This is a genomic window from Micromonospora sp. NPDC005161 (assembly GCF_053599855.1).
The window spans coordinates 113,837-133,548 of the sequence record NZ_JBSFYQ010000019.1; the positions used below are offsets into that span (position 1 = coordinate 113,837).

Consider the following 19,712-nt stretch of genomic DNA (forward strand, 5'->3'; position numbering starts at 1 on the left):
GTGGCGGGTCCGGGACACCCACCATTCCGAGATAAAGATCGAGCTGATCCGCCCCCACCCGCAGCACCCGCGCCGGTTGGCCGGCCACTGTTGCGGCAGCGTAACAGCGAGGTGAGCGATGGCCGTTGAACCCCTGCCCCCCGCCGAAACCACCGCGGTCGAGCCGGGCACACAGATCACGCATCCGGATGGCCGAGTCGAGCTGCGTGACTTCTCCACGATCGCCGACAGCCCGTACTTCAACGAAGAGCTCGCCCCGGTGCCCATCGAGAAGCGCACCTGGACCACGTACAACTTCGCGGCGCTGTGGATCGGCATGGCGCACAACATCCCCACCTACCTGCTCGCCGCCGGGCTCATCCAGCTCGGCATGAACTGGGTGCAGGCGTTCCTCACGATCACGCTGGGCAATCTGCTCGTCCTGATCCCGATGCTGTTGAACAGCCACGCGGGCACGAAGTACGGGATCCCGTTCCCGGTCTTCGCCCGCGCGTTCTACGGAGTCCGCGGCGCGAACCTCCCGGCCCTGCTGCGCGCCTTCATCGCGTGCGGCTGGTTCGGCATCCAGACCTGGATCGGCGGCGAGGCGATCTACGCGATCGCCGGCAAGCTGCTCGGCTCCTGGTGGGTCGACGCGGCGACGGTGATGGACTACCCGTGGACGCTGTGGGCCTCGTTCTTCCTGTTCTGGGCGATCGAGATGGCGATCATCTGGCGGGGCATGGACACCCTGCGGCGCTTCGAGAACTGGGCCGCACCGTTCGTCATCGTGGTCGCCGTCGCCCTGCTGATCTGGGTGCTGGTCGAGGCGGGCGGCCTCGGCCCGATCCTGTCCCAGCCGTCGAAGCTGGGCTGGGGCGCCGACTTCTGGAAGCTGTTCGCGCCGTCACTGATGGGGATGATCGCCTTCTGGGCGACGCTGTCGCTGAACATCCCCGACTTCACCCGGTTCGGCGGCAGCCAGCGGCAGCAGGCGTACGGCCAGATCCTCGGCCTGCCGACCACGATGTCGTTCTTCGCCATCCTGTCCATCCTGATCACCTCGGGCACGGCCGTGATCTACGGCGAGGCCATCTGGGACCCCATCCAGCTCGCGGCCAAGTTCGAGAACCCGCTGGTCGTCGCGCTCGGCCTGTTCACCGTCGTGGTCGCCACGCTGTCGGTGAACGTCGCGGCGAACACCGTCAGCCCGGCGTACGACTTCTCCAACGCCGCGCCCCGACTCGTGAGCTTCCGGACCGGGGGCCTGATCACCGGCGTGCTCGGCATCCTGATCCAGCCGTGGCGCCTGGTGCAGGACCCCAACATCTACATCTTCGTCTGGCTCGGGTTCTACGGCGGCCTGCTCGGCGCGGTCGCCGGCGTACTCATTTCCGGGTACTGGGTCCGCCACCGCACCAGCCTCCAACTGCCGGCCCTCTACCGCCCCGAGGGCAGGTACTGGTTCTCCGGCGGGTGGAACTGGGCCGCCATCGTCGCCACCGTCGTCGGCGCGGTCCTCGCGGTGGGTGGCGCCTACTCCGCACCCGGCAAGGGGCCGTTCCCGTCCGACGGGCTCATCCCGTTCCTCAAGCCGCTCTACGACTACAGCTGGTTGGTCGGTCTGATCGGCGGGTTCCTCGTCTACCTGGCGCTGTCGATGCCGCGCACCGCGCACGCGAAGGGGGAGAAATGAGCAACATCATCCGAGCCGGGCTGGTGCAGCAGAAGTGGACCGGCGACAAGGAGTCGATGATCGCCAACGCGGTCGAGGCCATCCGCAGCGCCGCCTCGCAGGGCGCACAGGTGGTCTGCCTGCAGGAGTTGTTCTACGGCCCGTACTTCTGCCAGATCCAGGACGCGGACTACTACTCGTACACGGAGGCCATCCCGGACGGGCCGACGACCGCGCTGATGCGCGAGGTCGCCGAGCAGCACGGCGTGGTGCTGATCGTGCCGATGTACGAGCAGGAGCAGCCCGGCGTCTACTACAACACCGCCGCGGTGATCGACGCCGACGGCACCTACCTCGGCAAGCACCGAAAGAACCACATTCCGCAGGTGAAGGGGTTCTGGGAAAAGTTCTACTTCCGGCCGGGGAACCTCGGCTACCCGGTGTTCGACACCGCCGTGGGGCGCATCGGCGTCTACATCTGCTACGAGCGGCACTTCCCCGAGGGCTGGCGGGCGCTCGGCCTGGCCGGCGCGAAGATCGTCTTCAACCCGTCGGCGACCAGCCGCGGCCTGTCGGAGTACCTGTGGCGCCTCGAGCAGCCCGCAGCCGCGGTCGCCAACGAGTACTACGTCGGCGCAATCAACCGGGTCGGCGTGGAACCCTTGGGCGACAACGACTTCTACGGCCAGTCGTACTTCGTGGACCCGCGCGGGCAACTCGTCGGCGACGCGGCGTCGGACACCGAGGAGGAGGTCGTCGTCCGCGACCTGGACATGGACAAGCTGGCCGAGGTCCGTGACCTGTGGGCCTTCTACCGCGACCGCCGTCCCGACACGTACGAATCGCTGGTGCAGCCGTGAGCATCGTCATCCGCAACGGAACAGTCGTCAACGCCACCGGGGCGTATCCGGCGGACGTGCTGGTCGAGGGTGAACGGATAGCGGCGCTCGCCGCGCCCGACTCGGGTCTGGCCGAGCAGTGGGCGTCCGGTGCCGAGCGCGTGATCGACGCGGCCGGGAAGTACGTGGTGCCGGGCGGCATCGACGGCCACACCCACATGGAAATGCCGTTCGGCGGCACGTTCTCGGCGGACAATTTCGAGACCGGGACAATCGCGGCAGCCTGGGGCGGCACGACGACCATCGTCGACTTCGCCGTACAGGGCAAGGGCACGTCCGTGCTGTCCGCGCTGGACAAGTGGCACAGCAAGGCCGACGGCAACTGCGCGATCGACTACGGGTTCCACATGATCATTTCAGACGTCAACGACACGTCTCTGAAGGAGATGGAGGCCTGCATCGACGCGGGCGTCAACACGTTCAAGATGTTCATGGCCTATCCGGGAGTCTTCTACGCCACCGACGGGGAGATCCTGCGGGCGATGCAGAAGGCCCGGGACACCGGGTCGATGATCATGATGCACGCGGAGAACGGCATCGCCATCGACCAGCTCGTCCTCCAGGCGCTGGCCAACGGTCAGACGGACCCGGTGCAGCACGGCCTGACCCGGCCGCCCGAGCTGGAGGGCGAGGCGACCTCGCGGGCGATCGCGCTGGCCAAGGTCACCGGCGCGCCGCTGTACATCGTGCACCTCTCCGCCGCGCACGCCCTGGACGCGGTCACCCAGGCGCGTGACACCGGGCAGAACGTGTTCGCCGAGACCTGCCCGCAGTACCTGTTCCTGTCGCTGGAGGATCTGGCCAAGCCCGACTTCGAGGGCGCGAAGTACGTCGCCTCTCCCCCGCTGCGCACCAAGGAGCACCAGGCGGAACTGTGGCGGGGCCTGCGCACCAACGACCTGTCGCTGGTGTCCACCGACCACTGCCCCTTCTGCTTCAAGGACCAGAAGGAGCTGGGCCGGGGAGACTTCTCCAAGATCCCGAACGGGATGCCCGGCGTCGAGCACCGGATGGACCTGCTCTATCAGGGCGTCGTGAAAGGCGAGATCACCCTGGCGCGCTGGGTGGAGATCAGCTCGACCACGCCCGCCAGGATGTTCGGGCTCTATCCGCGTAAGGGCGTCATCGCGCCGGGTGCCGACGCGGACATCACGGTGTACGACCCGACGGCTCAGCAGACCATCTCGGCCAGCACGCACCACATGAACGTGGACTATTCCGCGTACGAGGGCATGGAGTTGACCGGAAAGGTCTCCACCGTGCTGTCCCGTGGTCGGGTCGTGGTCGACGGCAACGCTTTCCACGGCGCGGCCGGGCACGGCAGGTTCCTGAAGCGCGATCTCAGCCAGTACCTGGTGTCAACTACCCGCCTATGAATGGGCAGGCTTGCAGGTCAGTCCCCCTACTGGATGCAGGGTGATGCCGCGTGCGGACGGTTGACTGCGCCCCAGCCCTCGACGCCGCGCTGGGCGATGTTGAGCGCCGCATTGTGGTCGGCGTGGGCAACGACCCCGCACGACCGACAGTGGAAGGTTTCCTGGTCCGGCCGGTTCCGCTTGTCGCGGTGCCCGCAGCCGTTGCAGGTCTGGGAGGTGTACCACGGGTCGACCTGGACCAGCGGTACACCTGCTCGGCGGGCCTTGTAGTCCAGGAAGCTGCCGAGCTGGTGAAACGACCACGAGTGCAGTGTGACCCGTTGGGGCTTGCGGAGCCGGACCCGTTCGCGGATCCCCGTCAGTTCTTCGACGGCGATGCCGCGACCGGTGCGTACAGCCTCGGTCACGATGGTCTTGGCGATGCAGTGGTTGACGTTCCCGGCGTGCCGCGCTTCCTTCTTGTTGCGCCGCGCCAGCAGCCGTCGGGCCGACTTGGTGCCCTTCTTCTGCAACCGCTTGCGCAACCGCAGCTGCCGCCGGCGGTAGCCGTTGAGCCGGTCGCCCGCGTAGCGAGTGCCGTCGGAGTCGTAGGCGATGTTAGCGATGCCCATGTCCACGCCAAGGAAGCCGGACGGGTCGATCAGTTCAGGTTCGCACACCTCGACGGTGGCGTACAGGAACCACATGCCGTCCCGGAAGATCAGGTCCGACTCGCCGGTCTTGCTGGTGGCGATCGCCTTGAGCTGGTCGGCGGACCCGGTATAGGCGACGCCCTTGAGCCGGCCGTGCGTGGTCCAGATGGACACGGTCCGGGCATCGGCCTGCCAGGACAGCATCCGGGCGTCATAGGGCTGGGCCGCGTTCCAGCGGAACCCGATCGGATTGGTCTCCACCTTCCGGCGCCGCTTCGAGCCGGGCTTGCCGTAGGTGCCAGCCCGCAGGTTCGCCTTCAAGGTGGCGTAGGCGTCGGAGACCTTCTTGATCACATGCTGGGCCGCTTGGGCACCCAGGGCGTAGTCAGCCTTGATCCCGGCGTAGACCTGCTTACGCAGGTCGTAGTTCCGGTACACCCCGGTCTCCCGGGCCACGGCCGCCACGTCGGACGCCGCCGTGTTGCACGCGCGCAGGGTCGCCTCCAACGCCGACGCCTGCCCGGGCGTCGGCAGCAGCTTCACCTGCACGACCAGCTTCACACGACCACCGTAGCTTCGGCCTATGTCACCCAGATGGACCCCACACCCGGATGTTCGCCGAGGTCGCTCAGTCGTCCACAACCTGCATGCCCACTTGGTCCTCACCACGAAGTACCGGCGGGGCGCGCTCACCTCAACCCCATCCTCACTCGCTGCCAGCAGATCATGACCGACGTCTGCACCGACTTCCGCGGAGCTGCGCGAGTTCAACTGCGAGGACGACCACGTCCACCTGCTCGTGCATTACCCGCCGGCCCTCGCACTGTCGAAACTGGTCAACAGCCTCAAAGGCGTATCGGCCCGCCGACTGCGCCAGGAGCGCGAACCGCACCTGCACCGGTACCCGTGGGGCGCGCACCTGTGGTCCCCGTCGTACTTCGCCGGGTCCTGCGGCGGCGCACCACTCGCCGTGGTCAAGGAGTACATCGAAAACCAGAAGCATCCCGGTCCGCAACAGCGTTCCTCCGGCCCTGAAGGACCGGGGTTCCCGCCTAAGCAACTGTTGAAAAGGAGAAGCGATGGACTTCGGTGTCGTACTCCAGACCGACCCGCCAGCTCGCGACGTCGTGGCCGGCCTCACCGCCGCCGAGGACAACGGGTTTCGCTACGGGTGGACGTTCGACTCCTGCGTGCTGTGGCAGGAGCCGTTCGTCATCTACTCGCAGGTCCTCGCCGCGACCAAGCACCTGATCGTGGGGCCGATGGTGACCAACCCGAGCACCCGCGACTGGTCGGTCACCGCGTCGCTCTTCGCCACGCTCAACGACATGTTCGGCAACCGCACGGTGTGCGGGATCGGCCGCGGCGACTCGGCCCGGCGGGTCATCGGCCAGCCGCCGGCGAGCCTGGCCACGCTGAAAGAAGCGATGCACGTGATCAAAGAGCTGGCCGAAGGCAACGAGGTCGAACACCACGGCACGCCGGTGCGCATCCCGTGGGTGCGTGACGGCAGGCTGGAGATCTGGATGGCCGCCTACGGCCCGAAAGCGCTGCGGCTGGTCGGCGAGCAGGCCGACGGCTTCATCCTGCAGACGGCCGATCCCGACATCGCCCGCTGGACGATCGGCTCGGTACGCGATGCGGCCACCGCAGCAGGTCGAGATCCCGACTCGATCACGATGTGCGTGGCCGCGCCGGCTTACGTGGGCACCAACCTCGCGCACCAACGGGATCAGCTGCGCTGGTTCGGCGGCATGGTCGGCAACCACGTGGCCGACCTGGTCGCCCGCTACGGTGACTCCGGGGTCGTGCCGAAGGCGCTCACCGACTACATCGAGGGGCGCGAGGGCTACGACTATGCACACCACGGGCGCGCCGGCAATCCGTCCACCGACTTCGTGCCCGATGAGATCGTCGACCGGTTCTGTCTCGTCGGCCCCGAGTCAGCCCATGTCGACCGGCTGCAGGAGCTCAAGGAGATCGGGGTGCACAACTTCGCCCTCTACCTCATGCACGACGACAAGGAGAAGACCCTCTCCTCGTACGGCAAGAACGTCATCACGCAGGTCTGATCCGGGCCAGTCGACGTACGCCTCGCACGTTCCCTGAGAACGAGCTGGCTGCGGCGGTCCTCGTGGCCGCCGGAACGGTCTCGGGACGTTCCTGTAGGGACGGCGGTGCGGAGGACACGAAGGGGCCGTGCCTTGATCCCGACCCTGGTCCTCGTTGGCCTGCTCCTCGGGCGCTGGTGGTGGCTGCCGCTCCCGATCGCCGCCGTTGGTTGGCCGATACTGCTCGTCGCCACGGGCACGATGACCATCGAGCCGGGCTCGATCGCTGCCGCGTCCGGGCTGGCCGTGCTGAACGCCGGCGCCGGTGTCGTGGTCTGCCAAGGCATCCTCTGGGCGGTTCGACGGGCGCGTCGCGCGGATCCCTCGTCGCGCAGGTGACGCGAGGCCAGCGGCGACACAGGGCCCTGAGGGGCAATAGACCGATTAATGCCAACTGACGGCATATGCGGCGTTGCATACATAGCAGAACCCGTATGGCCAGCCAGACAAATGTGAAGCAGCATGTAGGCAACGTTTTAGTGGGGTGGTTCACGTGGTCAGTACCTATAAAATAGTTCGCAATTTTCGCCAGTTTCCCGTGGAAGCCCAGCGATCGGCGGACGGGGCAACGCAGGAGCGTGAGCAGCGCCTCCAGACGATCGCCAAAAAGCGCAGTAGCAAGGCCGCGAAACTGTCGGCTCAGGCAAGCCAGCGGCTGCAGCGCCTGCTCGGAGACGACAACTGGGCGGACTTGAGGCAACTGATGCGGCAGGAACGGTTGACTTTTCGTGACCTGCTTCAGCCGCCCCAAGGGTTGAGGTCGCCCTACGCGAAACTCAACAAAGCCAGGAAACACAAGGCCGACGCATTCCTGCGAAGTCGAGACGTCGGGCGCGAGGCCATTGCCGCAATAGCGACGGAATACCACGATTCACTAACCGACGCCTTCACGGTCGACGACAACATCAGCAACGGATTCCACCTCTCGAACAACCTCGACAAATGGTTGAGCCTGTCTCCGTTCCACGATCGCGCGCTCCCCTGGGGAGTCTTCGAACCCGACGACAGCCAGGACCCGCACCGGTGGGAAGTGTTCCGGCCGCCGTTCTTCGGGTTCAACTTCGGCTTCATCCCGGTGCACAACGACAACTTCGTCGTTGATCGGATTCACACGCTGAACCCGTCGGTCGGAGACGTGGGCATCTCGATCACGATGGACAACAGCGACGCCGGCGACTTCGACTACGCGTCCGGTGACGCATTCAGCGCCATCGCGTTCGCCTTCGTGCCGCCCACCACCGGCCTGGTCGAGGTCCTCATCGACGCGCAGTGCGTCGAGGCAACGCACCGCTTGGAAACAGAAGACGAATGGGGATGGTCGAACTCCAGCACAGGCCAGCGGAACTTCCTGATGCTCGACGTCCTGCATCCCAACGTGTCCGAGCCCTCATATGCCCAGATGTCGGTCCTCGACGAGGAGACCGACGATGACGAGAGCTTCCTGCAGGTGAAGTTGACCCGTGGCGCCCACTACTTCGCGCAGCTGTTCAGCGCGGGACCGGTGCCCGCGGGTCAGTCCGTCATCGTGTGCGCCGGGACGCGTTCGTTCGACATCAGCGGCACAAACGACGTGTCCATTGACAGCACGTCCGACTTCCGGTGGTTCATCAGCTCGGTAGAGGTACGAGTCTCGCCCTGATCACCAGGGGCCCGATCACGATGGTTGGTCTGGCCGTGACCAAGGGTGCCGGCGGCGCCTGTCATCAGGCTCAGGCAGTGGCTGCGCGACCCATCTCGACGAGGATCCCGGTGCCCTGGCCGAGCTCGATCAGGTAGCCGTCCGGATCACGCAGGTAGCACCGGATCTCGACGCCATGGTCCTTCGGCTCGGTCAGGAACTCCCCACCTCGTGACCGCCACTGCTCATAGACCGCCCGGACGTCGGTGACCCGGATGTTCATCGCGCTGCTGAGCGTCCGCGAATCCGGCGGCGCCTGCGCCTGCACATCCGGCTTGTCGTCGGTCGGACCACCCTCGTCGTTGATCACGATGTAGCTGTTGTGGAACCGCAGGATCGCCGGCTGGCGTTCCCGCACCACCGTCGCCCCCAGCACCCGCTGATAGAAGTCCCGTGAACGGTCCACATCCCGCACGATCAGCAGGTGCGTCAGCACCAGCCCAGCCTCAGGCTGGAAGTAGTCGGGCGCCTCGTTCGCCATCACGCCTCCCCGGGTCCGATCGGCAGGGCGTACCCACGTGCGGCGCCGGCACACCCACCGGCTCGACGACGCCCGCCGGCGACAACGAGTCATCACGACCGGTGTCGGCTGTTACCGTCGGGCCTGTGCCCGCCGACGAGATCCGGCATCGGGTCCGGTCGGCAAGGGTGGCCCGGCTGGCCACCGTCGCAGCGGATGGGCGTCCCCATCTGGTGCCCGTGTGCTTCGTGCTGCTCAACGACGTCGTCTACCACGCGGTGGACGAGAAGCCCAAGCGCCATCGGCGGCTGCGCCGGCTGGAGAACATCCGGGCGACGGGGCATGCCTGCCTGCTGGTCGACGAGTACGACGAGGACTGGTCGCGGCTGTGGTGGGTCCGGCTGGACGGGCACGGCCGGCTGGTGGAGGACCGCGCGGAGGAGGCCGAGGCCCGCGCGGCGCTGGTCGACAAGTACCCGCAGTACGTCCAGCGGCCCCCAGCCGGGCCGATGATCGCGATCCAGGTAACCGGCTGGTCGGCGTGGTCCGCGACGGAAGCGGCAGCCGACCCGGCCGGGTGAGCGCCGCTCAGGGGTGTCAGCGGGTCGGAGCGAGGGCGTCCAGCACCTCGTCGGCCCGGCGCAGCGACGCCTGCGCATCGGCGCGGGGTGAGCCGATCTCCGGATCAAAGTTGAGGTCGACGAACACTTCGGTGATGCCGGCTTCGGCAAGTCGGCCGAGGTCCGAGCGGATCTGCTCGATCGTGCCGGTGAGCGGCTCGCGATCGGGCGGGCCCGTCGGGCGTACGCGGACCGCGCCGCGGCAGACGAATCGCAGTGCGCCGGGATCCCGGCCCGCCTCCGCGGCGGCGGCCTTGACGGTCGCGACCGCCTCGCCGATGCCCGTCAGGTCCGCCTGGCTGCCGCTGACCCAGCCGTCGGCGAGGCGGCCGGCCCGACGCAACGCGACAGGCGCCTGGCCTCCGAGCAGAATCGGCGGATGCGGCCGCTGCACTGGCTTCGGCTCCAAACGCGTCGGCGGGACCTGGTAGAACTCGCCGCGATGCTCGGCGACGTCGTCCTGCCAGAGGGTACGAAGAACGGCGAGGAACTCCTCGGCCCGCTGGCCCCGCCGATGCTTGCTCACCCCCGTCGCCTGATACTCCTCATCCGCCCAGCCGAGGCCCAGTCCCACGTCGAGCCGTCCGCCGGCGAGGATGTCGAGGGTCGCGGTCTGCTTGGCCAGCAGCACCGGAGAGATGAACGGCATGTTGAGCACCGCGACGCCGAGCCTCACCCGCGTGGTGTGGGCTGCCAGGAACGCCAGCGTGGTCAGCGGATCCTGGACGCTGTGGTAGGTCTCGCTCCAGCCGAGGTCGGCGGGGACCAGGAGGCGCTGGAACGTCCAGAGCGAGTGGTATCCGAGCTGCTCGGCGCGGCGGGCGACGTGGATCATGCACTCTGGTGTGGCCCACGAGCCGGAGACGGGCGGGGCGAATCCAACCTCCACCCGCGCACCGTACCCGGACCGGGCCAGGAAGGTGGCTCGGTTCAAGCCCCGACGCTGCGGTCCACCGGACGGAGCAGCCGACGGAAGTCCTTCGGCAGCTCGGATTCCAGGTTCTCCAGGTCTTCCGCGCTCACCGCCTCGCGCAGGGTCGTCAACACGGCGCGGGCAACCTCAGCGGTCCGGTCGCCATCCGTTCCCGCGCGCGCCCCCACCTCATTGAGGAACTCCACGAGGTCGATCCGTTCGGCGAAGTTCACTTCCTTGTGCAGGTACCCTCGCAACTCCTCGGGTAGCTGTGTGGCCAGCTGCCGCGCCTCGCCGCCAGTGACCCCTTCCGCCAAGGTCGTCAGCGTGGCTCCGACGACGTTCGCCGCCTCCGTCGCCGGCATTCGCGCCCGCTTCCCCACCGCTTCGAGAAACTCGGCGTAGTTCACCAGTTCTCCTTCCCGATTCGTTGGGGTGCGTCGCGGCGTGCGCGCGTGCTACCCGCGGCGCTGCCCGCCACCGGCACCCACCGGTTCGATCACCTGCTGGAACTCCTTCGGAAGCTGGGCCACCGCGTCCTCGAACTGGTCACGGGAAACAGCCTCACGGAGCGTGGTGAGCACCGCGCCGACGCCGGCAGCGGCGAGCGCACGGTCGACGGACGGGCGGTCCGCCACCCGCCGCACGAACTCGTCGAGCCCGAACGGCTTGGCATGTTCCGCTCTACGTGGTGGCGGATTACGCAGGGAATCGTCAAGCCCTCCGGGAAGCTGATAGGCAAGGTTCTCAGCCTGGCCGGCGCTGATCCGGTCTGCCAACGTCTCCAACGTCGCGCGGCTGAGTGTCGCCGCCTGATCGGTCGACACCTTCGCCCGCGTGGCCACTGCGTTGATGAAATCCTGGTACTCCACCTGATTCTCCTCTCCGGCCCGATCGCGTCGAACCGTCAGTTACGCGCCCCTGACCTCCATGCGCCGCGATCGCACACTTCACCTCTCGGGCGCCGAGCGAACTCGTACCTCGACAGCCTCCTGGGACGGGGGGTGACCCTGCCTCATCCCCATCGGGCGAATCACCAAGGCCCCGCTACGGCGACATCCTCGACATACCGAAGGACTGGCACGGACGGGAACCGAAGGCAGGAGTGCCTTCAGGCGATCCCGTAGCGTTTTCGGGCCTCCTGAACGGTCTCGGGCTTGACGTCGCCGCGCCGGGCCAGGGCTGCCAGCGCCGCGACCACGACCGACTGCGGGTCGACCCCGAAGTGGCGACGGACGGCCGCACGGGTGTCGGAGAGGCCGAAGCCGTCCGTGCCGATCGAGTGCCAGTCCTGCGGCACCCACTGGCTGATCTGGTCCGGGACTGCCCGCATCCAGTCGCTGACGGCGAGCACCGGGCCGGGAGCGCCGTTCAGGACCCGGGTCACGTAAGGGATACGATCCTCACCCTCAAGCCGCACCGCGTCACAGTCCAGAGCGTCGCGGCGCAGCTCGCTCCAGGAGGTGGCCGACCACACGTCGGCGGCCACACCCCAGTCGCCGGCGAGGAGCCGCTGGGCCTCCAGGGCCCAGTGGATCGCGGTGCCGGAGGCGAGAAGTTGCAGGCGCGGGGCATCCGCTGCCAACTCCATGTCAATGGCTTCCTGGTACCGGTAGAGGCCCTTGCGGATGCCCTCCTCGATGTCCGCGCCGGATGGCATGGGCGGCTGAATCTTCGCCTCGTTGTAGACCGTGAGGTAGTAGAAGACGTCCTCGGCGTCCGGGCCGTACATCCGGCGCAGACCGTCGCGGACGATCACGGCGACCTCGTATGCGAAGGCCGGGTCGTAGGCGATCGCCGCCGGGTTGGTGGATGCGATCAGGTGGGAGTGTCCGTCCGCGTGTTGCAAACCCTCGCCGGTCATCGTCGTACGGCCGGCGGTGGCACCGATGAGGAAGCCACGGCCGAGCTGGTCGGCGAGCGCCCACATCTGGTCGGCCGTCCGCTGCCAGCCGAACATCGAGTAGAAGATGTAGAAGGGGATCATCGGTTCGCCGTGGGTGGCGTACGACGTTGCGGCGGCCGTGAAGTCGGCCATCGAACCGGCTTCGGTGATGCCCTCGTTGAGGATCTGGCCGTTCGTGGCCTCCTTGTAGTACAGGAGTGTGTCGCGGTCGACCGGGTCATAGGTCTGGCCGTGCGGTGAGTAGATCCCGGCGGTGGGGAAGAGCGACTCCATGCCGAAGGTTCGCGCCTCGTCCGGAACGATCGGCACCCAACGCCTGCCGGTCTCCGGGTCCCGCATCAGGTCCTTGACCAGGCGGACGAAGGCCATGGTCGTCGCGATCTCCTGACTACCGGACCCCTTGGCCAACGTTTCGAAGGGCTTGGCGGACGGTGCGGGCAGCGCCACCGGGTGGACACGGCGAGCCGGGGCGGGCCCGCCCAGCGCGGCCCTGCGCTCGTGGAGGTAACGGACCTCCGGCGAGTCGGCGCCGGGGTGGACGTACGGCACCACCTCACCGCTGAGCTTGCTGTCGGGGATGGGAAGTTCGAGGAGGTCGCGCAGCGCGCGGAACTCGTCGCCGGTCAGCTTCTTCATCTGGTGGTTGGCGTTGCGCGACTCGAAGGCGGAGCCGAGCGTGTAGCCCTTGACCGTCTGGGCGAGGATCACGGTCGGCGCGCCCCGGTGCTCGACGGCGGCCCGATCGGCGGCGTACACCTTGCGGGGTTCGTGTCCCGCCCGCGAGGCGTGGAAGCACTCGGCGATCTTCGCGTCGGTCAGCACCTTCGCCATCTCGACGAGCGCCGGGTCGGCGCCGAAGAAGTGCTCGCGGATGTAGCCGACATCCCGGGCCGCGTACGTCTGGAACTGCCCGTCGGGGACCTCGCGCAGCCGGCGGACGAGCGCGCCCGTGGTGTCGAGCGCGAACAGGTCGTCCCAGGCCGAGCCCCACAGTGACTTGACGACGTTCCAGCCCGCCGCGCGGAACCGCGCCTCCAACTCCTGGACGATCTTGAAGTTGGAGCGCACCGGCCCGTCGAGCCGCTGCAGGTTGCAGTTGACCACGAAGGTGAGATTGTCGAGGCCTTCGCGACCGGCAAGAGCGAGCGCGGCGGTCGACTCGGGCTCGTCCATCTCGCCGTCGCCGAGGAACGCCCACACCCGAGAGGCTGAGGTGTCCTTGATGCCACGGTGCTGCAAGTAGCGGTTGAACCGCGCCTGGTAGATCGCCGACAGCGGGCCCAGGCCCATCGACACGGTGGGGAACTCCCACAGCCACGGCAGCCGGCGCGGGTGCGGGTAGGAGGGAAGGCCATCGCCGCCCGCCTCCTGCCGGAACCGATCGAGGTGGCCCTCGGTGAGCCGACCGTCGAGGAAGGCGCGCGCGTAGATGCCGGGGGCGGCATGGCCCTGGAGGTAGAGCTGGTCGCCGGAGCCGTCGGCCTCCTTACCGCGGAAGAAGTGCTGGAAGCCGGTCTCGTAGAGCCAGGCGGCGGAGGCGTAGGTGGCGATGTGACCGCCCAGGCCGTAGCGGCTGCCGCGGGTCACCATCGCGGCGGCGTTCCAACGGTTCCACGCGGTGATGCGCCGTTCGATTTCCTCATCACCGGGGAACTCCGGCTCGGCGGCGGTCGGGATGGTGTTGATGTATTCGGTCTCGAGCAGCTTCGGCAGCGCTAGGCCGACGCCCTCAGCGTGTTCGAGAGTGCGGCGCAGAAGGTACGAGGCGCGCTGCGGCCCGGCCGCGGCGGTGACGGCGTCGAGAGAGGCCGCCCACTCGGCGGTCTCCTCGGGGTCGCGGTCCGGGATCTGATCGAGTGCACTTGGGTTGTTTCGCCCGATATCAGTCATGGTGGCCACCTTCCGACGGTTCCGGACCTCTCGATCGCAGGGCGGGAGGTCGACATGGTGAGACAGGAAGCTGCCGCCTCGCCGATCCACCATCAAGGACCAGGTGAGGCAGGGATTCGTGACAACCGACCTGCGCTCGGCGAGGAGACTGCCGTCACCTCTCCGGCTGCCCTCGCCCGGTAGGGCCGACCTACGACCGCTCTGAACCGGCAGGCTGAGGCCGTGACACGACTTGCCCGGGCCGTGCGCTACCGGCCGCCCGCGCTGACACGGTCAGCGATTCGAATCACGGAACGGGTATGCCGGCACCAGACGCGGCAACCGGCAAACTGAAACCAGATGGACAAAGACCTCGGCAAACAGCGACAGGCGGCCACCAACGGGAGGAAAGAGAGGTATGTCCCACCGCGAGGTCCCGATGGATGCCGTGCGGACCTTCGACACGGTCCGGCCCCGGCTGTTCGGCATCGCCTACCGGATGCTGGGCAGCGTCCACGACGCCGAGGACATCGTCCAAGACACGTGGCTACGGTGGCAGCGCACAGACCACAGGGCGGTACGGGACCCGACAGCATTCCTCGTTACCGCAACGACCAGGCTCGCTCTGAACGCGGCGACATCGGCACGCGCCCGGCGAGAGACCTACGTCGGCCCATGGCTGCCCGAGCCGGTCCAGACGTCGGTCGACCCGGCAACCCGAGCCGAGCAGGGCGAAGCTCTCGGACTTGCGTTGCTCCTCCTCCTGCAACGACTGACTCCGCACGAGCGCGCCGTGTACGTGCTACACGAGGCCTTCGACTACCCCTTCCGGCAGATCGCCGAGGTCCTCGACATCACCGAGGCGAACGCGCGGCAGCTCGGGCGCCGGGCGCGCACGCACCTCGCCGAAGAACGGCACGCGCCGGTCGCCCCCGCCGAGCACGGCCGGCTGCTCCACGCCTTCCTCGCCGCCGCACGCTCCGGTGATCTTGGTCAGCTGGAAAAGCTGCTCGCGAACGACGTCGTCTCCTACGCCGACGGCGGCGGCATGGTCAGCGCGGCGCGGGTACCGGTCACCGGCCGGGCCGACGTCGCCCGCTACATCGCCGGCCTCATGAGAAAGTTCGGCGCGGTCGTCTCGCTGGAGTTCGTCGAGTCCAACGGGCAGGAAGCCGTCCTCGTCCGCCGGGCGGGATCCGTCGTCGCACTGTGCGCGATCGATGCCTCTCCCGAGGGGATCACCCGAGTGCTGATCACCCTCAACCCGACCAAACTCGCCCGGTTTGATCCACGGGATACCCGCTAATCGGGCGGCGCCCCCAGGCACGGCCCGCAGACCAGGTCGACCAGCAGCTGCTCTTCCCGTTCGGCGTCCTGAGCGAATATCAGGCCTGCTCCGACACTTGCGGACCGCGGGACCTGGCTGCCCGGATCCGTCCCTCACCGGCGTGGGCCACGGGCGGCCACCTCGCGTTGCAGACACGCCGCGCCGAACTCCTCATACGTCCACGACTCCGCCCGCGCCCGCTCGACTAAGCCGCCCGTTGCTCAGCGGCGCAAGCGGCGGGAGCAGGCGCCGTCGTGGTCGGCGCGGAGCAGGCAGCGCCGACCGCGGGGCATCAGCTGGTCGCAGAAAACCCGGTGGCGGAGGTATTGCTGATCCTCCTCGGACACCGTGGTTTCCCCTGGGTCGGTCGTCGGCAGCACGGACATCCAGCGGCCGATGACCCGGGCCAGGCGCTGTGCGGCGGGCAGGTCGGCGGCGGTCACGGGCAGGTGGATGACGTACCGCTGGCTCATCTGGTATGCCCCCGCTCGTTGCCGCCGCGGGCATGCTCGGACTGCCAGCGGCGAAGCGCCTCCTTGATCCGTGCGGTCTCACGCCGGCTTTCAGCGAGCGCGGCGTGGAGAGCTGCCATGTCGACGGCGACCCGATCGAGGAAGGCGTACACGTCGTTGGGATTCAGGCCGCGGCGTCCGAGCCCCGTAGGCGGGAACCGACGCTCGCCCACCTGCCAGGGCAGCAGACTGGTGTACGTCGAGGAGCGATACGTCGCCCCGCCCTCCCGTACCGGTCGTTGGTTGCGGACGCTCATCTTGTTCGACCTGCCTTTCTGTTAGTGGAAGGGGTGGGCCCCCGGGTCACACCGCTCGCGCGGGCCCACCCCACCCCACCGCCGCAGCTTTGATCAGGGGCACGGCACCAGGGCTGCTTTACGGCGTCACTCGACCGGGCTATAGATCCAGCTCCAACCCTGGGGCGTCGCCGCCCACATAAATATACGGACAGGGGCACAGGGGCACAACCAGTGCGGCCCACGGGGGGACAAGGCTTACCAGGTATGACTGTCGATCCGCGCTCGCATACACCCGTCTATGTGCAGGTCGCCGACATACTGCGGCGGCGGATCGAATCCGGAGAGCTGGCGCCTGGGGTATCGCTGCCGAGCGAAGCCCGGCTGACCCAGGAGTACGGCATTGGCCGTGAGGCCGTCCGGATGGCGATGTCGATCCTGCGTTCCGAGGGGTTGGTCAGCACCGTTCGCGGTCACGGAACACGGGTGCGAAGCTCGCCCGAGCGGCAACGGGTGGAACTGCCGGCCGGCGCGTCGGTCGTCGCTCGAATGCCGACCGGCCGGGAACGGAACGAGCTGCACCTGGACGAGGGCGTCCCGGTGCTGGAGATCCGCCACGGCAAGGGCGAGGTGGAGGTCAAGCCCGGTGACCAGGTCGAGCTGATGCGCCCAACCGAGCACGTCAGTCAGGTCGAACAGTTCGACGAGCGCCGAAAATAACCGACCCGGGCCCGAGGTGGTCTCGGCTGCTGCGCGGTGGAACGTTGTCCGCCGGGCTCGGAGTCTCCTGCCCGCTATCCATCCAGGCCACGGCACCGATATCCGGTGTGGTCGTCGCGGTGCCGCATCCAAAACACCACGTCGAGCACTCGCAACGGGGTGATCTCCGGCGGTAACTCCGCCTCCGCCCGCAGCCGAGTGAGGCGGTCCACGAGAACACCCCCGTCCTCGCGGAGGCGCTCATGCAGACAACTCCAGAAGCCTCGGCCGGTGCGATAGGCGCAGCGCACGACCTCGTCATACACGGGCACGAGGCGGGGTCGCTTTCGTGCAAGCAGCTTCCCTGCAGTTACCCAGCCAACGCCGCCGTTGTTCTTCAGCAAATGCCAGGCTCGGTCGGCGGGACCACCATCCGTGATGTACTGCGGGGCCTCATCGTCGGCAAGGGAGACGTCCGTCGGGATGAGCCGCAATTCCGCCGCGACCTCTCGGCCGAGAGCACCTTCGAGCAGGTCAAGGGCGACGCGCGCAGGCACGTGCACGCTGAGCAACTCGACCGCGATCAAGTCCTCGGAGGTGATCGTGTCTCTAACAGCGGGGTGGTCACCGCCGCCTCCAAGCTGCTCAAACCGGCCTCCGGTAAAGGCTGGCAAGCCATTGACGTGATCTCAACAAGAATCCGGTAGGTATCGGTATTCGAAATGGGTGAGGTGGAGAGCGGCGCGGACGATGTCGCCGACCTGCCGTGGGCTGGCTGTGCTGTGACGCAGGGTCCGCCAGCGGCCGACGAGGATCGCGAAGCCGCGTTCTCCGAGGCACCGCATGGATCGAAGGACGGCGTTGTAGGTCCGGTTGTCGACGGCGAGCCGGCGGCCGTCGGCGGGCTGCTTGTACGGAGCATGGATGCCGTGGCCAGCGCCTTCGTAGCCTGAGTCGGCCAGGGTCGGCAGCCGCAGTTCGGAGGCCGCCCAGTAGAGGGCGCCGGTCACGTCCAAGCGCTGGGCGCAGGTCAGGTCATGCAGATGTCCGGGCATCGCATCCGAGGTCCAGATCGGGAGCCCGTCGGGGCGCATCACAGCCTGAATGTTCGCCCCGAAGTCGCGGTGTTTCCCGGAGTACCACGCGTCGATCGTGTCGCCTTTCACGCTCACGGTGGTCTCGGCGAGGCGGTCGGTGTCGAACAGCTTCCCGTCGAGGATCACGTGCGACCGGCCGTCGGCGGCGACCCGGCGCAGCGCGTCGTGCAGGGTGGGTGTCTGCGCCGCCAGGACCCGCACGGCCTCGGCAGCGTACCGGTAGGCCGTAGCCCGCGAGACCCCGAACCCCGCCCCGAGGGTGGCCTTGTCCTCACCCTTGCGAAACCACACCAACACCAGGATCGCCTGGTAGAAGCACGTCAGCGCACGAGTTCCCGGTCGGGTGCCCACCGCCCGACGCTCGGCACGAAGCAGCCGCGCCACGTGCTGTACGAGTTCCCTGGGCACGTCGAGCCTGGCAGAATAGGCGATCACGTGGAGCCCTCTCGAAGACTGGATTCTGTCGCAAGAACCTGTCTATCGATGGCTCCGCGTCCATATCCAACACCGTCCGGTATGGACGGTTACGCCCGTGTCATCCCCACTCGGCCGCCGAACCTTGCTGAGATCACCTCAGTCGTGGAGATGTGCTGATCCACCTGCACAGGACGTCGGTACCTACGACGCGTCGAACCGACACCCGTGGTAGCCCTTACTGACTGGGCTCCGTGGCGTCGTGATGCCTAACGAACGGGCGATGGGCGCGGTCGTCGGCTTCCGGTCGGCGTCACCCTCGACCCGGAACGGGGTGCGCAGGCGGGTCATCGCAGCCGAACTTGCGTCAACGGCAGGGTGTGTGGTCGAAAGGCGCATCTGCTCCCGGTGCTTCACGGAACAAATTCGAGTCATGCGCGGTTACATCAGTCAAGAACTGCTCCAAGTTTGGCGCGCCAACGCGCGACCCGCTCGCACATGCAAGCCGGGTGCGGAAATGAGCGGGGCGCATCCGGCCGCTCGCCGGGATCCGTTTCGCTCGGCCCGTCGAACCCTAACTCAGAAAAGCCATCGTTTACGGCTTGGGCTGGGGTGTGGGTAGAATTGATCAAGCAGCCCGCCGGTTTTCGACCCGGCCTGCATCTGACGTCGACCACCACGCGCCGCGACCAATCGGTCAGCGCCGTGCACGGCGACCCCTTCCACGTTCGGAGACTCCCATGGCGGCACGCCGCCCCAGCAAGACACCCCTTGTCACGCCCACCTCCTTCGCTGACCTCGGCGTGCCCGGCCGCCTGGTCGCCGCGCTCGAGCAGGCGGGCATCAGCACGCCATTCCCGATCCAGGCCGCGACGCTCCCGGATTCGCTCGCCGGACGCGACGTGCTCGGTCGGGGCCGCACGGGTTCGGGAAAGACATACGCCTTCGCTCTCCCGGTCCTCGCCCGGCTCTCGGCCGCCATGTCTCCACGGCTGCCCGGCCGCCCGCGCTCGCTCATCCTGGCGCCCACTCGCGAGCTGGCGACCCAGATCGAAGCGGCGATCGCACCGCTGGCCACCGCGCTGTCGCTGCGGACCCTGACGATCTTCGGCGGGGTGAGCGCGCGGCCACAGGTCGGTGCACTGCGTGCCGGGGTCGATATCCTCATCGCCTGTCCCGGCCGGCTCGCCGACCACGTGGCGACCGGCCACGCAATCCTCGACGCCGTCGAGTTGACGGTGCTCGACGAGGCGGACCACATGGCCGACCTGGGCTTCCTGCCGGTCGTACGGCGACTCCTCGACACGAC

20 protein-coding genes and 2 pseudogenes are annotated in these 19,712 nt (G+C 67.8%); 11 read left to right on the top strand and 11 right to left on the bottom strand.

What is annotated here, in order from left to right:
* Positions 1 to 118 precede the first annotated feature (118 nt).
* From ACWD5O_RS19675 to hydA, 3 genes are read left to right on the top strand one after another with little or no spacing between them, the layout of a single operon-like run.
* A complete protein-coding gene (locus ACWD5O_RS19675) occupies positions 119 to 1,675 on the top strand; it encodes an NCS1 family nucleobase:cation symporter-1 (RefSeq protein WP_450086134.1) in 1,557 nt (518 codons plus the stop codon).
* On the top strand, positions 1,672 to 2,514 hold the full coding sequence (locus ACWD5O_RS19680; RefSeq protein ID WP_450086135.1) for a nitrilase-related carbon-nitrogen hydrolase: 843 nt from the start codon (positions 1,672 to 1,674) through the stop codon (positions 2,512 to 2,514). The genes ACWD5O_RS19675 and ACWD5O_RS19680 overlap by 4 nt, the downstream gene beginning before the upstream one ends.
* Positions 2,511 to 3,929 (top strand): dihydropyrimidinase, encoded by a 1,419-nt coding sequence (gene hydA, locus ACWD5O_RS19685; RefSeq protein ID WP_450086136.1) that lies wholly within the window; start codon positions 2,511 to 2,513, stop codon positions 3,927 to 3,929. The genes ACWD5O_RS19680 and hydA overlap by 4 nt, the downstream gene beginning before the upstream one ends.
* 26 nt (positions 3,930 to 3,955) lie before the next feature.
* Here hydA and ACWD5O_RS19690 read toward each other — a convergent pair whose 3' ends face one another.
* The gene (locus ACWD5O_RS19690) at positions 3,956 to 5,122 is read right to left on the bottom strand and encodes an RNA-guided endonuclease InsQ/TnpB family protein (RefSeq protein WP_450086137.1); all 1,167 of its coding nucleotides are present in this window, start codon (positions 5,120 to 5,122) and stop codon (positions 3,956 to 3,958) included.
* A 22-nt stretch (positions 5,123 to 5,144) separates the two neighbouring features.
* Between ACWD5O_RS19690 and tnpA the strand changes: the two are divergent.
* From tnpA to ACWD5O_RS19710, 4 genes and pseudogenes are all read left to right on the top strand, one after another.
* A pseudogene (gene tnpA / locus ACWD5O_RS19695) lies at positions 5,145 to 5,567 on the top strand (IS200/IS605 family transposase); the annotation flags it as partial.
* Positions 5,568 to 5,640: 73 nt separating this feature from the next.
* Positions 5,641 to 6,633 (top strand): TIGR03842 family LLM class F420-dependent oxidoreductase, encoded by a 993-nt coding sequence (locus ACWD5O_RS19700; RefSeq protein WP_354967381.1) that lies wholly within the window; start codon positions 5,641 to 5,643, stop codon positions 6,631 to 6,633.
* A gap of 132 nt (positions 6,634 to 6,765) precedes the next feature.
* Positions 6,766 to 7,011: a hypothetical protein gene (locus tag ACWD5O_RS19705; protein WP_450086138.1), complete on the top strand. Its 246-nt coding sequence runs from the start codon at positions 6,766 to 6,768 to the stop codon at positions 7,009 to 7,011.
* A 154-nt stretch (positions 7,012 to 7,165) separates the two neighbouring features.
* Entirely contained in the window at positions 7,166 to 8,311 is a 1,146-nt protein-coding gene (locus tag ACWD5O_RS19710) for a hypothetical protein (protein ID WP_354967379.1), read from the top strand.
* Between the two features lie 70 nt (positions 8,312 to 8,381).
* Here the strand turns inward: ACWD5O_RS19710 and ACWD5O_RS19715 are convergent, their stop codons facing one another.
* Positions 8,382 to 8,831, bottom strand: a complete 450-nt coding sequence (locus ACWD5O_RS19715; RefSeq protein ID WP_354967378.1) for a VOC family protein — start codon at positions 8,829 to 8,831, stop codon at positions 8,382 to 8,384.
* A gap of 125 nt (positions 8,832 to 8,956) precedes the next feature.
* Here ACWD5O_RS19715 and ACWD5O_RS19720 point away from each other — a divergent pair, with 125 nt between their 5' ends.
* Entirely contained in the window at positions 8,957 to 9,391 is a 435-nt protein-coding gene (locus ACWD5O_RS19720; protein WP_354967377.1) for a TIGR03668 family PPOX class F420-dependent oxidoreductase, read from the top strand.
* Between the two features lie 16 nt (positions 9,392 to 9,407).
* Here the strand turns inward: ACWD5O_RS19720 and ACWD5O_RS19725 are convergent, their stop codons facing one another.
* From ACWD5O_RS19725 to aceE, 4 genes are all read right to left on the bottom strand, one after another.
* Positions 9,408 to 10,364: a TIGR03619 family F420-dependent LLM class oxidoreductase gene (locus ACWD5O_RS19725; RefSeq protein WP_450086139.1), complete on the bottom strand. Its 957-nt coding sequence runs from the start codon at positions 10,362 to 10,364 to the stop codon at positions 9,408 to 9,410.
* Positions 10,361 to 10,753 (bottom strand): DUF2267 domain-containing protein, encoded by a 393-nt coding sequence (locus tag ACWD5O_RS19730; RefSeq protein ID WP_450086140.1) that lies wholly within the window; start codon positions 10,751 to 10,753, stop codon positions 10,361 to 10,363. The genes ACWD5O_RS19725 and ACWD5O_RS19730 overlap by 4 nt, the downstream gene beginning before the upstream one ends.
* A 48-nt stretch (positions 10,754 to 10,801) precedes the next feature.
* Positions 10,802 to 11,215: a DUF2267 domain-containing protein gene (locus ACWD5O_RS19735; protein ID WP_354967374.1), complete on the bottom strand. Its 414-nt coding sequence runs from the start codon at positions 11,213 to 11,215 to the stop codon at positions 10,802 to 10,804.
* 239 nt (positions 11,216 to 11,454) lie between these two features.
* The gene (aceE, locus tag ACWD5O_RS19740) at positions 11,455 to 14,139 is read right to left on the bottom strand and encodes a pyruvate dehydrogenase (acetyl-transferring), homodimeric type (protein WP_450086141.1); all 2,685 of its coding nucleotides are present in this window, start codon (positions 14,137 to 14,139) and stop codon (positions 11,455 to 11,457) included.
* A gap of 397 nt (positions 14,140 to 14,536) precedes the next feature.
* Here aceE and ACWD5O_RS19745 point away from each other — a divergent pair, with 397 nt between their 5' ends.
* Positions 14,537 to 15,424 carry an RNA polymerase sigma-70 factor gene (locus ACWD5O_RS19745; RefSeq protein ID WP_450086142.1) on the top strand — a complete coding sequence of 296 codons (888 nt, stop codon included), beginning with the start codon at positions 14,537 to 14,539 and terminating at the stop codon, positions 15,422 to 15,424.
* 112 nt (positions 15,425 to 15,536) lie between these two features.
* Here the strand turns inward: ACWD5O_RS19745 and ACWD5O_RS19750 are convergent.
* The 3 genes and pseudogenes from ACWD5O_RS19750 to ACWD5O_RS19760 form a co-directional block, all read right to left on the bottom strand.
* Positions 15,537 to 15,654 (bottom strand): annotated as a pseudogene (locus tag ACWD5O_RS19750) (IS21-like element ISAau2 family helper ATPase IstB); the annotation flags it as partial.
* Positions 15,655 to 15,666: 12 nt separating this feature from the next.
* Positions 15,667 to 15,918: a hypothetical protein gene (locus ACWD5O_RS19755; protein WP_354968114.1), complete on the bottom strand. Its 252-nt coding sequence runs from the start codon at positions 15,916 to 15,918 to the stop codon at positions 15,667 to 15,669.
* Positions 15,915 to 16,214: a DivIVA domain-containing protein gene (locus ACWD5O_RS19760; protein ID WP_354968113.1), complete on the bottom strand. Its 300-nt coding sequence runs from the start codon at positions 16,212 to 16,214 to the stop codon at positions 15,915 to 15,917. The genes ACWD5O_RS19755 and ACWD5O_RS19760 overlap by 4 nt, the downstream gene beginning before the upstream one ends.
* Before the next feature lie 246 nt (positions 16,215 to 16,460).
* Between ACWD5O_RS19760 and ACWD5O_RS19765 the strand changes: the two genes are divergently transcribed.
* Entirely contained in the window at positions 16,461 to 16,913 is a 453-nt protein-coding gene (locus ACWD5O_RS19765) for a GntR family transcriptional regulator (protein WP_450086143.1), read from the top strand.
* Between the two features lie 74 nt (positions 16,914 to 16,987).
* Here the strand turns inward: ACWD5O_RS19765 and ACWD5O_RS19770 are convergent, their stop codons facing one another.
* Positions 16,988 to 17,566 carry a DUF6308 family protein gene (locus ACWD5O_RS19770; protein ID WP_450086144.1) on the bottom strand — a complete coding sequence of 193 codons (579 nt, stop codon included), beginning with the start codon at positions 17,564 to 17,566 and terminating at the stop codon, positions 16,988 to 16,990.
* A gap of 15 nt (positions 17,567 to 17,581) precedes the next feature.
* Positions 17,582 to 18,424 carry a transposase family protein gene (locus ACWD5O_RS19775; RefSeq protein ID WP_450086145.1) on the bottom strand — a complete coding sequence of 281 codons (843 nt, stop codon included), beginning with the start codon at positions 18,422 to 18,424 and terminating at the stop codon, positions 17,582 to 17,584.
* Between the two features lie 719 nt (positions 18,425 to 19,143).
* Here ACWD5O_RS19775 and ACWD5O_RS19780 point away from each other — a divergent pair.
* On the top strand, positions 19,144 to 19,712 hold a 569-nt coding region (locus ACWD5O_RS19780; protein ID WP_450086146.1), incomplete at its 3' end, for a DEAD/DEAH box helicase.